The organism is Pseudomonas sp. RGM2987 (assembly GCF_022952855.1).
In the GTDB taxonomy this organism is placed as follows: domain Bacteria; phylum Pseudomonadota; class Gammaproteobacteria; order Pseudomonadales; family Pseudomonadaceae; genus Aquipseudomonas.
This window is the reverse complement of sequence record NZ_JALJDX010000212.1, coordinates 56,571-71,183: the sequence shown is the minus strand read 5'-3', so window position 1 is coordinate 71,183 and position 14,613 is coordinate 56,571. Positions and strand designations below refer to the sequence as shown.

General features: G+C 60.7%; 9 protein-coding genes. 1 reads left to right on the top strand and 8 read right to left on the bottom strand.

Translation table 11 applies throughout. The features are described from left to right. Positions 1-221: 221 nt before the first annotated feature. The 5 genes from RGM2987_RS20030 to RGM2987_RS20010 form a co-directional block, all read right to left on the bottom strand. Positions 222-3,008, bottom strand: a complete 2,787-nt coding sequence (locus RGM2987_RS20030) for an RHS repeat-associated core domain-containing protein (RefSeq protein WP_245144562.1) — start codon at positions 3,006-3,008, stop codon at positions 222-224. Next, complete coding sequence (locus tag RGM2987_RS20025; protein WP_245144561.1) at positions 3,001-7,320, bottom strand: SpvB/TcaC N-terminal domain-containing protein; 4,320 nt, start codon at positions 7,318-7,320, stop codon at positions 3,001-3,003. The genes RGM2987_RS20030 and RGM2987_RS20025 overlap by 8 nt, the downstream gene beginning before the upstream one ends. A 162-nt stretch (positions 7,321-7,482) precedes the next feature. Further along, positions 7,483-8,598: a Gfo/Idh/MocA family oxidoreductase gene (locus tag RGM2987_RS20020; protein WP_245144560.1), complete on the bottom strand. Its 1,116-nt coding sequence runs from the start codon at positions 8,596-8,598 to the stop codon at positions 7,483-7,485. Positions 8,599-8,811: 213 nt separating this feature from the next. After that, entirely contained in the window at positions 8,812-9,579 is a 768-nt protein-coding gene (locus RGM2987_RS20015) for an SDR family oxidoreductase (RefSeq protein ID WP_245144559.1), read from the bottom strand. Between the two features lie 24 nt (positions 9,580-9,603). Then, entirely contained in the window at positions 9,604-10,671 is a 1,068-nt protein-coding gene (locus RGM2987_RS20010; protein WP_245144558.1) for a phosphotransferase family protein, read from the bottom strand. Positions 10,672-10,868: 197 nt separating this feature from the next. Here RGM2987_RS20010 and RGM2987_RS20005 point away from each other — a divergent pair, with 197 nt between their 5' ends. Continuing rightward, the gene (locus RGM2987_RS20005) at positions 10,869-11,264 is read left to right on the top strand and encodes a DUF4280 domain-containing protein (RefSeq protein ID WP_245144557.1); all 396 of its coding nucleotides are present in this window, start codon (positions 10,869-10,871) and stop codon (positions 11,262-11,264) included. Positions 11,265-11,369: 105 nt separating this feature from the next. Here RGM2987_RS20005 and RGM2987_RS20000 read toward each other — a convergent pair whose 3' ends face one another. From RGM2987_RS20000 to RGM2987_RS19990, 3 genes are read right to left on the bottom strand one after another with little or no spacing between them, the layout of a single operon-like run. Next, complete coding sequence (locus RGM2987_RS20000) at positions 11,370-11,912, bottom strand: toxin-antitoxin system YwqK family antitoxin (protein ID WP_245144556.1); 543 nt, start codon at positions 11,910-11,912, stop codon at positions 11,370-11,372. Between the two features lie 12 nt (positions 11,913-11,924). Beyond that, positions 11,925-13,934, bottom strand: a complete 2,010-nt coding sequence (gene tssI, locus RGM2987_RS19995; RefSeq protein WP_245144555.1) for a type VI secretion system tip protein TssI/VgrG — start codon at positions 13,932-13,934, stop codon at positions 11,925-11,927. A gap of 4 nt (positions 13,935-13,938) precedes the next feature. Then, complete coding sequence (locus RGM2987_RS19990) at positions 13,939-14,607, bottom strand: hypothetical protein (protein WP_245144554.1); 669 nt, start codon at positions 14,605-14,607, stop codon at positions 13,939-13,941. Positions 14,608-14,613: the final 6 nt, after the last annotated feature.

The window sequence follows — 14,613 nt, the reverse complement described above, 5'->3', positions numbered from 1 at the left end:
GTCCTTGCCCACGTAGACATCAAAATTGACCCCCGGTTTGCAAATTATCCTGGGTAATGCCAGAGACCAGTCCAATCGCCCCGAGGCGAGCCCGCCGAACGCCTTTTCGCCGTGGGCCCGCCGCTGCGGGGGATGTGGCGAGTCAGGCCAAGGCGCTGGCGGCGCGGTGGGTTCATCGCTCGCAAAGGCTATAGACCGTTCGGTATAACTTATCTCGCGCACTATGCGGCTTTGCTTCCAAACGTTCGCTGTAGAAAATTGCGTTTTATTCCAAAACTCAACTCACCACGGTCAATTTTTCGCTGTACCGCCGCTTGCGTGTCTGCAATCCTTCGCAGAAAAGCGTTAGCCTCACCCTTTGACAAGGTTGAGTATTTCTCAGCAATCAAGCTTTTCCACTCCTTAACGCTGACGCTATTAAATTTCTCCCAGCGCTCCGCATCGAAAATGTTTGCCAGATTGATGGTCCGTAGGTTGAATGCCGCGTTTTTTTGCTCAGAAAATGCGGCCTCATGATCAATCAAATAAACATTTTCATGAGCGTCCCATAGTTGGTTTCCCGAATTATCATCAAATTCATTGATCAGGAAATAGAAAAGCTTAGCCGCCTCAGGCAGCATCTTCCGTTCTTGAGTATTTGTTTTGATATTCATGACTCTCTGTTGAATCATAGACTTCGCTTTGGACTGGGTGGGTGGTACAAAATGAAAGCCAAGCCTCTCGCTCACCTCATAAGCAAACGCCTCACTTTGGGATTCTTTTGGCGATTGCATTTTCTTGATGAAAAACCGCACCCCTTCCACGTCTGAGTCAGCCTGATAAATTGTATTATTGCCCCTGGACTGGAACACGGTCATAGACGTCATATCAACCACGGGGATAAGAGAATGAACCCACGCATTGACAACCGCAGCATCAGGGACAGATTCAGCGCGAGCTCTGGACAGAGCCTCGGGATACCGGCCTTCATTAACAAGATCTCGAATTGAATCCGAAGATATCAACGCTGCTGGAAATTTCACGCCCCCTTGCTGATCAATAAAGCTCACGGGTGAATTCGAGACAAAACAAAATAAATTCAAACCGTCCACACTCCCCAGCGGATCTGGGTTTATCCACCGTTGCAACCAACTCGCGTAATACCTGAACCCATAATAATAAAGCCCCGTCGCATCCCGCTCTTTCCCTGAATAACGCACCGTCTTGTAACTGGCCTCTATCTCACTTCGCCCGGCAAACCAGGCCGTACCGCCATAGGGATGATAGATTTCCCTGCTGATCACGTCGGCATCGCTGTCCAACTCCAGGCTGCTGGAGCCCAGATGGTCGGTCAGGTTGTAGCGATACTGATCGTTGCTCATGCCGAAGGGTGGAGCGGTTTCCCAGTGCAGCACCTGCATGACACTGCGTCCGGCCTGCACGCAGATCACCTGCAACACTTCGCCCGTACCTTCACGGGTGCGGATTTCCAGGCCTGGCAAATAGCGGACCTCCGTGATCAGCGTACGGGCATTGGTTTGGCTGCAGCGGACTTTGCGTCGCCGCATTCCATCGCCGCCGTAGAAATACAGTTCGCGATCATCGTCACCGCTTTCACGTTCGACCGGGCGCACCTCGCGCAACTGATTGCGCAGGTCCCAACTCATGACTTGCCCCGGTTGCAGTTCCAGCAGGTTGCCGTTGCCATCGAACGCGGTGGCAATTTCCTCTTCGGTCGGTGGCCGGTCATCCAGGTCAGGCAGGCAACGGTTGCTGTAGCGGGCGGCCGTCAGTTTGCGGCTATGGCTTTGCGGGCCGATGTGGACCAGTTCCAGCAGGTTGCCACCTGCGTCGTAATGGTAAGTTTGCTGATAGTTGGCAACTGCGCCCGGATCTGGGAAGCGGTCGAATTGCGGCCCTCGGCTGACGCTCCCGGTTTCCCAGCCGGTCGCCTTGATCAACTGATAGAGGGTGTCATGGTCATAACGGTTGATCGGTTCCACCCGCTGGTTGGCGAAGTAGCGAATGGGCAGGGCTGCATCTTCGATACTCAGCATATTGCCCACCGGGTCGTAGGCATAGCGAAGATCCTGCAGAGGGGTATCGGCGTCGCGCTCGGCATACAGCCGCAGGAGACGTCCGTCCTCGGCCCGGTAGGTGAGGGTGCTGACAACGCCGTTACCGGCCGTTTCCTGTTCGACCTGACTGTAGGCGTTGTAGGCGATATCACTGACCAGTGTCTGGGACGCGGCCTGACCGCTCAGTTGCAGATGGCTCGCGAGCAACAGGCCATCAACGGTGTAATCGAACAGTTGCCGATTGCCCTTGGCATCCACCTGTTCCAGCACATCGCCCAGCGGGTTGAAGCGGGTTGTGCTGGTCGCCGCCTGCTCCGAAGGTTCCAGCAGTACATCGCGCTCCGGCAACCCATGCGGCCAATCCGGCATTTCCAGCGAGCGCAAAAAGCGCCGGGTCTGCTTGAGCACGCCCCCGCTCAGCGCATACTCGTCCAACGTCTGGGTGCCCGCAGGATCATCGTGTCGGATCACTTGCCCGCATTGATTGTGGGTGGCGAAATCGGCACTGGCATCCGCGTATTCATACCGTTCGGTGCAGCGGGCGACTTCGCTCTCAGCCTGCTCGAAGATCGCCACCGGCCGCAACAGAGCGTCGTATTCGACCCGCCGCTCACTACCGCGACTGTCCCACGTTTGAATGAGTTGATCCCCATCACCGAACAAACTGATTCGCTCACCCGCATCGACACTGATCGAACCCAACACTTTCCCGGACAGTGAATAGCGATTGATCAGGTTAGCCGGTGTGGCGGCATCTTCTGCTCGGAGTGCCCACAGCCTGGGATCCCACTGCTCGATCAGGCGCCCCATTGCGTCATAGGCACTGCGGTTGACCCGTTCTTCGGGCCGTGCCGTCTCGACGGAACGACAATAAGCAACCGCCCGAACTGCCAGCCCACGGGGGTCAACGACCGCCAGTGTCGGTGTGTGGGTATGAATACCCTCACTCATCGCCCAGTCCTCTGTCAAACAACGTATCGTTCTCATCCTCGGCAATGCCATACCACCCCAAATACCGCTGACGCCGCCAATAACCCATCGCCGTAACCGTCAGCGTCGGGCGCCCGAGTGGGTCGTAGAACTGCTGGTCGCAATGGCCGAAGCGGCGAAACGATTCGTCGTTGATGTAGCGATGGCCGTCGGCGAAGTACGGCCGGTAGACCCGCACCGCCAGCCCTTTGTTGTTGTATTCGACCCGTTCACTGACCCGCCAACGCTCGGTGGCCGGTGCGCTCACCGGTTGGTCGTCGTCAAGCACCAGGCTACCGTCCTCCGCGATCTGATAGGCCATGCCCGGCTCGACCTTTTGTTTGCTCTGCAGGCTGCGGCCAAAGCCATCCCAGCACTGCACGGCGATACGGATCTTGCGTCCGGGGTTGTCCGGCGGTTGTGGATAGCGGTCGGCTTGCAAGACGGCGGCGTGGACCGGCTCACGGCGCTGCATCCAACTGAAGGCATCGCGAAAGCAGGCGCTGGCTGCGCCTTGCAGGGCGGCGTCGGGGTCGGCAATGGCTTCGGCGGGCAAGCGGACAACCGGCTGGTACTCGTCTATCGGGTCGAACCCGACCTCGACGCCGCGCTCAGTACCATGGAAGCTGCTGGCCAACAGTTCACCAAAGCCGTCAAAGCAAGCCTCCTGGATGTTCCGGTTCGGATCGACGATGCGCCGGGGCAGTAGGAACCGGTAGTCGGCTTCGGTTACGTGGGTGCTGCATCCGTCAGCCGTGGTGACGCTGAGTGGCAGGCAATAATAGGGATCGAAAACAATGTCCGTCGGTCCCTGGCTTTCTGTGGGCCGGGCGCGGGTCAGTTGGTAAAACCCCTCCAGTGCGGCGTAGGTCATGAAGCCCTTGCGCGTCGACCACAAAACCCGGTCCGGTTCTGCCGGCAGCGCGGCGACCATGGCGCGGTAACCGAGTGTGGGGAGTTTGTCCGCCAGCTCCTCGGGGCTGAGCACTGACGCATACGCCTGGAGCGCCGTCTCATCCAGTTCGGCGGATTCAAGGTAGTCGACCAGTGCCTCGAAGCTGGCCTGGCCCGCCGGCAGGGTTTGGCCGGCCTGCTGATATCGCTGTTCGGAGAGTTTGCTCAGTACACGCTGCCAGTCGTCGGCGGGCGGTGCATTGAGGCGGTCGAGCAGGCCCTCAAAGGTAATATCCTCCGGCCGCAACGCTGCCTTTGGCAAAACCAGAACGTTGCCACGGGACAGGTAGGGCAGGCCCCGGCGAACGGCTTGTGGATCATCCAGGTGAATGAACTGCGCTCGGTGTTCATCCAGGTAGTAAAAGCGCTGCGCGTCATCGTGGGCGGCACGCCACCAGGTTTGTTCATGGGCTTCGCTGAACGGCGGCTCGTCATTGATACCCTTGCGCCGGGCATAGTAGACCGTCACGTCATGGATCAACCCGCCATAGGGATCCCAGGCCAGGTTGATGTGGTGCTGGCACAGCGGATCGTCAGGTTGACGCTCGTAGGTGTAAATGATCGATTCCAGTTCCAGCGGCTGCATCCTGCAATACGGCTGGTGTCCGTCGCGCAGTTGCAACAGGCGCGCGGCATATCGAGATTGCTGTACCGAATAGGGTCTGGCGTGCAACGGGTCATCTTCGGGACCGAATACTTCCACGCGTAGCGGCCTGCCTGCCAGGGCATAGGCCATGTCGTGCCAGGTCTCGTCATTGGCATCGCTGATGATTTCGTCCGTTGCGTCAACCTTGGGTGCCAGCAGCAGAGCACTGCCCAGAGGCACTGCCGCGTTGTCCGAATGGTCATAATCGAGCCCCGGCAGGTCGGGCGCGCGCCCCGTATGGAACCAGCTTTTGCGCAGCACCGGCGCGCTAAAGCCGGCCTGCCGCCGTGCGTCGCCCGTGACTTCGCGGTCGGTTTGCAACACCAGGCCAAAGCCACGGAACTCGCGTTCCTGTCCATCGTAGAAGCCCTGGCGGTACACAAAGCGCTGGGTCAGCCGATTGCCGGTGATTTCATCCAATTGCGTTTGCAGCGTGGCCACTGGCATCGGAAACGGCACATAGCTGGCGACTTCCAGGTTCGCCGCCAGCAACGCCTGTTTTTCATCGAGCCATTCCTGGGCCGAGCTGCGGTAGATCACTTCGCCCGCGGCGCCCATATTGTTGTTCGTGCGGTGCAGCAGATAAGGCTTGGCCTGGACAAAATCGCAGCGCCAGTGTCGGGGCTTCATGTGCGGTATGGTCAGCACCAGGCTGGAGCAGCCGAGGCCTTGCAGATCGGCGGCGCTGACCTGGCACAGTCGGTCATAACGCACGCCCGATGGCCAGGGCAGGATCCGCGGGGCGGTCTCAAATCCCATGCCGGTGCGGTTCATGAAGATCTCGGCGTGCTCACTGGTGAGGTAGATCAGGTCAGTCGCACCGGAGCCGTCAAGATCGGCGAGCAACACCCGCGAGGCGTCAAACGCTTCGTAGGCATAATTCAAGGTTCCCAGGCGAAAGCCCGGGTCGAAGCGACCGTGACCGCGGTTGGGCCAGCAGACGATTTCGTTGTGGCGAATGCGCACCAGATGCTGCTGACCCGTGCCCAGCACATCACTGAACGCCACCAATTCAGTCTGCGCCTGGCTCAATAGGGGTAGACGATCGTCGGGCGCTGTTTCGACGAAGTGCGTGACATCCTTGCCCGGCGCAAAGCCTTCATCCCGACAGTTGGCATACAAGCGCACGCTGCGTGGGCCGATCAAGGCCAGGTCGGATAGACCGCCGCCCATCAGATCGGCCAGTTGGCTTTGCGGGTGGAAGAACTCCACGGGAAAGGCGCCAAAGGTGACGAACTTCGACCAGTGGCGATCCGGGTTGAGGGTGAAAAAGCCGCTCACGCCGGGTTGCGCCATGACCCAGTCCAGCCGGCCATCGCCGGTGAGGTCCATCAACGACTGGCGCACCGGTTTACGGCTGTCCATCACCGGAATGGCATCCAGGCGTTTCCAGGCGTCGTAGCTCACTTCATCGGGTGTTCGTGCCGCCTGCGTGCGCAGCGGCTCGCGGTAATACCAAGCCTTGTCACTGCGATAAAGCACACCGGGCATGCCTTCGCCATACAGGTCGACCAGTTGGTATTGCTGGCCGTCGTTGAGGCCGGGCATGGCTTCGAATTGCCGATACTCAGTGTCTTCAGTCGCAAACGCCGAATAGCTGAACGCCACCGGTGGGCGCGACTCGATTCGCCCCCGTTCGTCATAGCCTTGCTGGTGCGCGGCGGACAACAGGCTGTAGCCCAGGTCCGTGGTGTGGTACTCAAACAGCAGCCGTTGTACCAGCAGGGGGGCGCTACCCAGTTCGGCGAACTGGTGGAACATCAGCACTTGCCGGCACAGACGCAGGTTGCCCAACAGGAAGCCATAGCCGTAGGTGGCGAAAGGATCGCTGCGCACCGGCCACTCACCCGTCGGCTCGTACGCAGGAATGTCCGTCAGGTCGGTGTCGCGTTCGCCGTAATCGAAGATCAGATCGAAGTGCCACCGGGCTTGCTCAAGTTCGTTTGGCGCCCAGTGATAAAGGTGCGCGTTGGCCTCGGCATTGCCATAGCGCACTCGGCTCAGGTAACACTGGGCGCGAAAGTCGCGGGGCGTATCGGCGGGCATGCCGGCATGGTCTTCGCCCGCGTATTCATAGAGGATATGTTCGCCATGGGCGTTGAGGCTTTCTTCCAGTAGCCACTCGCCGACACGCCGGGCGTCTTCGAGGTCGGTGCTGCGTGACGAAGCGTTGAAGCCGTACAAATGCAGGCTGCCGTCGGCCCCGTGAATCAACCAGAACCCCGGGTAGTCATCCGCTGAACGCCAGTGTTCGATACGTTCGAAGGCTCCCTCGATGCGTGGAAAATAGCGCGCTACCTGATAGACCGTACCCAGGTCCAGACCTTGATAGGTTTCGACAGGCCGGCGAATGATCTGTGCGTCAGCGTCGCGCTCCGGCATCCAGACCATGCCGTCCGGGCCCAATATGACATCGTCGTCGGTGTAGGCCGGTACCCCCTTGCTTGTCCGCCGTGCCACGCAGCCCAGCGACAGCAGCCAGCCAATCCCGAACAGGCTGTTGCCAACGCTGCTGCCGTAGCCGAGCTGCAAGGCAGGGGCGAAACCGCGTCCTGGAGAGATCGGCAGCGGCAGGTCGAAGGAGGCCTTGCCGGTGGAGCCCACTTCGCCCCAGCCTTTGCCGATGCTCTGGATGGCACCGCCGCCCTTTGGCAACGAAGGCGGGGTGATGCTCAAGCGTTCCGGTTGATCCATTGCCAGGCTCTGTGCAAGTGTGCAGAGCGCTAATTTCGCGCCGATCAGGCGCTTCAACCACTGTCAGAGTTGACAGTTCTCTAGCCGATAATGGAATAAGAAAACGGCGCAGGGCCTATTTCTCCCACCATGACAGTGTCCACAGCCTGAATCAGTGGAGGGTCACAATTGGCTAACCCTCACCCAACGTTGCTCCCGCGCCGCCAGGCGAATCGCCGCCGCGAGCCGTTCCACTGCCCAGGCCTCTTCGAAATCCGTCCCGCCGCCACCTTCGCCGCCCAGGGCCATGAGCAACTCCTGAACCTCCAGAGTCTTCAACTCGTTGTAGCCCAACTGGTGCCCGGCGGCCGGGCTGAAGGCGGCATAACCCGGTAGGTCCGGGCCGGCCAGCAGGCGCTGGAAACCAGCCTGGCCGGCGCGACACAGGCGCAGTTCATTGAGCCGCTCCTGATCGAACGAGAGTGTGCCGAGGGTGCCGCTGATCTCGAACGCCAGGTGGTTCTTGTAGCCATGCTTGAGCCAACTGCTGCTCACTGTGCCACGGGCGCCATTGGCGAAACGCAGCAGGGCGTGGACCTGGTCGTCCACCGCGATGGTGCGTTGTTCGAGACTTCCGGCGCTGGCGGGGCGCTGGGTGTGCACGGTCTGGCTATCGGCGGCCACTGCCTCGACGTCGCCCAAGAGATGACGGGCCATCGCCAATAAATGGCTGCCCAGGTCGGCCAACGCGCCACCGGCATGGGCCGCCTCGCAACGCCATGACCACGGCGAGGTTGGATCGGCCATGAAGTCTTCGCTGAACTCGCCTTGGAAACTGATGATCTGTCCCAGGTCTCCGCGCTGGATCATCTCCCGCGCCAGTTGGATGATCGGGTTGTGCTGGTAGTTGTAGCCGACCCGCGTGACCACGCCAGCCGCCTTAGCCGCCTGGCGCATCTGGTCGGCCTGTTCGAGGGAGACCGCCAGGGGCTTTTCGCAATAGACCGGCTTGCCCGCCGCCAACGCCGCCATGGCCATCGGGAAATGCAGGTGGTTGGGCGTGGTAATGGCGATCAGATTGACCTTTGGGTCGTCGATCAGTTGTTGCCAGTCGCTGTGAGCCGTCTCGAAGCCCCAGCTCCGGGCACATTGCCGGGCACGCTGCGGATCGGCGTCGGCCAGTGCCGCCAGTGTCAGGTTCAGGGGGAGGTCGAACACCGCTTTGGCATTGTTGAATGCCAAGGCATGGGCACGGCCCATGAAGCCGGTGCCAATCAGACCGATGCCGAGTTCGCGCATGAGAAAGAGCCCTTTTGAATTGTTATGTTCAGGAGGGCTCTTTATGGAATAAATATTCGCCAATTGCAAATATTGGAATAAATATTCATTTGTGTAGTTGAGGCGAAACCTTGTGGGAGCGGGCTTGCTCGCGAATGCGGTGAGTCAGTCACCCTCTCAGTCGTCTGATACCGCTTTCGCGAGCAAGCCCGCTCCCACAGGGAAAATGTGGGGTCAGGAAAGAAACCCACCATCCACATTCAGCGCCACGCCGGTGGTATAGCTCGACGCATCGCTGGCCAGGTACAGCACCGCGCCGGCCATTTCGCTCGGGTCGGCCACGCGCTTGAGCGGGATTTGCGCCAGGGCGGTTTTCAGGATGGCGTCGTTCTTGACCAGCGCCGAGGCGAACTTGGTGTCGGTCAGGCCTGGCAGCAAGGCGTTGCAGCGGATGCCGAACTGCGCGCACTCCTTGGCGAAGACCTTGGTCATGTTGATCACCGCCGCCTTGGTCACCGAGTAGATGCCCTGGAAAATCCCCGGGGAGATGCCGTTGATCGATGCGACGTTGATGATGCTGCCGCCGCCGTTCTCGCGCATCAGCTTACCGGCTTCCACCGACATGAAGAAATAGCCGCGAATGTTCACATCGACGGTTTTCTGGAAAGCGCTCAGGTCGGTGTCCAGCACGTTGCAGAATTGCGGGTTGGTGGCCGCGTTGTTCACCAGGATGTCCAGGCGCCCGAACTGCTCGCGGATGCCGGCGAATACCTGGCTGATCTGCTCCATTTCCCCGATGTGGCAGGCGATGGCCGTGGCCTTGCCGCCAGCGGCGATGATGGCGTCGGCCACATGTTGGCAACCGTCGAGCTTGCGGCTGGAAACGATCACATGGGCGCCTTGCTGGGCCAGCAACTTGGCAATGGCCTCACCGATGCCACGGCTGGCGCCGGACACGAAAGCGATCTTACCGTCGAGGTCGAACAACTGAGTCTTGGACATGCTGTTTCCTTATTCTGAGTGCGCTCAAAGCGTGGATTTGCCGATGACCTGCAGGCTCATCTGCTCCAGCAGTTTGTTCATCTGAACGAACTGCGCGAAGCGTTTGTCCTGGGTCTGGCCGTGGAAGAAGCGGTAGTAGATCTGCTGGACGATGCCGGCCAGGCGGAACAGACCGTAGGTGTAGTAGAAATCGAAATTGTCGATGCGGATTCCGGCGCGCTCGGCGTAGTAGTCGACGAATTCGCGGCGGGTCAGCATGCCCGGTGCGTGGCTGGGCTGGCGGCGCATCAATTGCACCGGTGCCGGGTCGTCGGCCTCGATCCAGTAGGCGAGGCTGTTGCCCAGGTCCATCAATGGATCGCCGAGGGTGGTCAGCTCCCAGTCCAGTACGCCGATGATCTGCATCGGGTTTTGCGGGTCGAGGATCACGTTGTCGAAGCGATAGTCGTTGTGGACGATGCTCGAGGTCGGGTGGTCGGCCGGCATCTTGTCGTTGAGCCAGGCCTTGACCGCCTCCCATTTCGGCGCGTCGGGGGTCAGGGCTTTTTCGTAGCGCTCGCTCCAGCCGCGGATCTGCCGCGCCACGTAGCCTTCGGGCTTGCCCAGGTCGGCCAGGCCGCAGGCGTTGTAGTCGACCCGGTGCAACTCGACGAGCCGGTCGATGAAGCTCTTGCACAGCGCTTCGGTGCGGGCGGGGTCGAAGCCCAGTTCCGGCGGCAGGTCGGAGCGCAGGATGATGCCCTTGACCCGTTCCATGACATAGAACTCGGCGCCGATCACCGACTCGTCGGTGCAATGCACATAGGCTTTCGGGCAGTACGGGAAGCCGTCGCGCAATTGATTGAGGATGCGGAATTCACGGCCCATGTCGTGGGCGGACTTGGCCTTATGGCCGAATGGTGGACGGCGCAGGACGAATTCCTGCTCGGGGTATTCCAGCAGGTAGGTCAGGTTCGAAGCGCCACCGGGAAACTGGCTGATCCGTGGCAGGCCGGTCAGGCCTGGAATATGGGCCTTGAGGTACGGGTCGATCAGGTTGGCATCGAGTTCTTCACCGTCGCGCACGCGGGTGGACTGATCAGTAAACGCCATGCTTATCCCTTCTGCTTATTCTGGAGGCCATCAATCATTGGCTAATCTAATGGCGCGTGGGAGGCGTCACAAGCACGCCGGGGTCTTATAGGTTAGCGTGTTGCAGGATAATCATCGGGCCTGATGCATCGTGGCGGGCGGGGCGGGCCTGGACCAGCTAAGGTTCAGGGGTGTCGCTTTCAAGGAGAGTCATCCCGATGGGATCCCCACAGGTCTGCAGCACCGCCACCTTGCAATGCAGCTTCGGCGCGGCCCCGGCGGTGCTCAATGTATTGCCGGTCAATCGAATGCTGACCGGTGGAATGCCGGCAGCGAACATCATGGATCACATCCCGTTGGTGAACATCACCACGTTTGGCATGTGCATGAGCCTGGCCAATCCCACCGTAGCGGCTGCAACCGCGGCGGCACTGGGCGTGCTGACCCCCATGCCGTGCATTCCCGCCACCGCCGCACCCTGGATACCGGGCGGCGCCCCCACCTTGCTGCTGGGCAACATGCCGGCCATCGACGCCAATAGCACCTTGATGTGCACGTGGGCCGGGGTGATCAAGATTGTGGTGCCGGGGCAGGTGCAGATGTTGATTCCCTGACTAACCACCAGCCCCATGGATTTGCGCGCAGAACTGTGTGGGTCCACATCCCCCTGTGGGATCTCAGGTGGGCGGAAATCTATGCTGGGCAGGTCCCCGGTGTGTTCAAGCCTGCGCCGGGTCGTTCCAGCGCCGGAACCACCAGCGCAGTCGGGAGATTGGCTTGCCCTCGGCGTCCAGTGGCCGGCCGTCTTCGGCGTAGGCGTGGGCCGGTTCCAGCAGTTGGCCGTTGAGGTAGCGGGCCTCGACGGCGGGCTTGCCGTTGGGGTGCAGGCGGCGATAGCGGCCATCGCGCACGCCGTCGCGATAGAACTCGGCTTCGGCCAGTTGCCCATCGGGAAAGTAATTGTTTGCCTCACCGTGCAGCAATCCGGCGCGGTAGCTGGCCTGGCGCTGCAACCCGCCTTCGGCGGCATAAAAACTCGCCATACCGTGCAGCTTGCCGTTCACGAATGGCAAGACCGCGGAGACCTTACCGTTCGGGTGATACAGGCTGCTGCTGCCGTGCAGCTCGCCGTGTTGATAGTTGAGTTTCGCTTGCGTGCGCCCGGCTTCCGCTATCTGCAGCGGGCCGTCGAGGCGACCGTCCACCAACTGTCCGTCGAGCTGGCTGTCGTTCCGTTCCACCTCGAGTTTTTTCGAAGCCATCGTGCGCTCCCGTCAGTTGACCTTCACCAGGCCGCCCTTGATCGTCAGCATGCCGCCGCCGTCCACGGTCTGCTCGGCGGCCGCCTTGTTCACCAGGCTGATGCCGGCGTCGTTGGTCAGGGTGGTGCCGGCCTTGTTTTCCAGTGAAGTACCGGCCTGGTTGCTCAAGGCTGTGCCGGCCTTCTGGCTGATGGAGGTGCTGGCCTGGGCTGCCAGGTCTGCGCCGCTCTTGATCGCGAAGCTGCCGCCGCTTTGCAGGGTCAGGGTGCCGCTGACCTTGATCGTCAGGTTGCCGTCCACCGTCAGTTCATAGTTGCCGCTGACCTTGCTGGTGTAGTTGCCCCCGGTGCTGTGATTCTGGTCCGAACCCACGGTGACGGTGCGGGTGTCTTTCACATCGAGGCTGTCGCTGCCGGTCTGGATCGTCACGCTGCGCTTGCCTTTCTCCAGGGTGACGGTTTCGTCGCCGTCCTTGACCGTGCGCGTGCGGGCGTTCTGCACCGTGAGGGTTTCGTCATGGCCAACGATGGCGGTAGTGTCGTTGAGTACGTTGATGTTGAAATCTTTCTGGGCCTGAAGGAACACCTCCTCGGCATCTTTCTTGTCCTCGAAACGCAACTCGTTGAAACCGCCGCCGCCCTTGGACGAGTTGGTCTTGATCCCGGACTGGGTCTGGTTCGCCGGCAGCGCGTAGGGCAGGGCGTTGTCGCCGTTGTAGACGCAGCCGGTCACCAGTGGGCGGTCCGGGTCGCCATCGATGAAGGTGACGATAACCTCCTGGCCGATCCGCGGTACGAATTGCATGCCAAAGCCCTTGCCGCTCCAGGGCAACACCACCCGCACCCAGCAGGACGAGGTTTCGTCGTTCTTGCCGGTGCGGTCCCAGGGGAACTGCAACTTGATCCGCCCGTATTCATCGGTCCAGATTTCCTCGCCGGCCTTGCCCACCACCAATGCCGTCTGGGTGTGCATGCGCGGTTTCGACGTGACCCGGGCCGGCCTGTAGGTCGTGGCCTTGGGGATCGCTTCGAAGCGGTTGCGATAGCTGTCGTGACTGGCCTCGTGGCTGACCGAAATCACCACCCAGTCGATATTCAGCGTGGTGTCTTCATGGCCGGCGAGGGTGAACCAGTAGCCAGGCACCAACCAGCGGCAATCGCTTTCTCCGACAAAGCGCTTTTCCTGGCTGCGCAGGCCGTCGACCCGTTGCTTGGTCAACGAATCACCCTGGGCCTTGGCGGTATAACCGCCGGGATGCTCGTACATCGAGGCGGGCCCGGCCACAGCCTCGGCCTGGCTGAACAGCGAGGTGGTCGGCGTGGTGAATTCGTAGTCCGTCGCCTGGTAAACCCCGGCCACCGCTTGCAGGCATACCTGCCCCGAGCGGATGCCGTGCAGTTCCCGTTCGCCCAGTTTCTGCCCGAGGTAGTTCACCGTCGGGCCGTTGGGGATGGGCGCGAAGGCGTCGTTGCTGTCGGCCAGGACCAGGGTGTGCTTGCCGGCTTCGTGGCTGAAAAACCAGAAGATCCCGTCTTCTTCCATCAACCGTGAAACGAAGGCCAGGTCGGTTTCAGCGTACTGCACGCAATACTCCCGTGGCGTGTAGCTGCCGCTGAGCTTGAGCTGGAAGTCGGTAAAACCGTGGGCCTTGAAGATCGTGGTGACGATGTCCGACGTCGCGAGGTTCTGGAACACGCGGTTGCTGCTGGCCAGGCTCAGCCACCAGAGCCAGGGCCTGAGCAGCAGTTGATAGCGCTCGGCGGTGGCGTCGGCGGGAAGCTGGCGGATCTCGGCGACCAGCCAATCCATCGGGCGCAACAGCGCGTCCTTGTGCAGGGTGGTGGTGACATGGCTGGCGACGGCGGTGGTAAGGGTTAGCGAAGCACCGTCATTGATGCCGTTGAGGATGTGCGAGCCCAAGGCGTTGAGGCGCTCTTCGCCGGACAGTGAATCAGGGTACAGCGCCGCCAATGTGGCGGCGGTGAGGGACAGGGTGGTGTTGCTGTCGGTGGAGCGGGGCATGCGGTCAGCCTTTGACGTCGAACAGGATCGGGCGGTGATCGGGGCCGGACATATCGAATATATGGGCAAGCCCGGTGATGTCGACCGGCGTGACTGCTACATCCGCTGACGCCAGCACCCAGTCGAGGATGCCGCCCTTGCTTTGGGTTTGCTGGCCGCCCCAGCACTCATAAGCCAGCCCGGCGGTATCGAGTTCTCCCACCTTTTGGTAATCCAGGTTCAGATCGCCGGTCGCGACCCACTTACCGCCCAGGGCCGTGCATGATTTGAGCTGGCTTTTGGTCACACCGTTCTGTCCTGACTTGAAATGGGCGAGGAACACATAGCCGGTGTAGCCCTTCACGCCGTGGGCTTCGACGGCAATCAGATCCCTGTTCAGGGTGAAGAGGCTGCCCTGGCTGACCACCTGCAATCTCTCGAAGCTCTTGACCAGGACGATGTAGGCATTGGAGTGGCCGCCGGTGAACGAATAGACACTGTAGTTTTTGTAGATGGCCGCCAGGTTCGAACGGTAGTTATCGATTTGCGCCGAATGTATTTCACACAGGAAAACGATGTCGGCGTCCCAGTAATTACTGGAGCAACAGTTGTAGAGAAAGACATCCACCTGCGTCTGTTTTTCCAGCGTGGAGGACTTGCCGTTTTTTTCGACGTTGAAACTGCCAATTCTCATAGGACG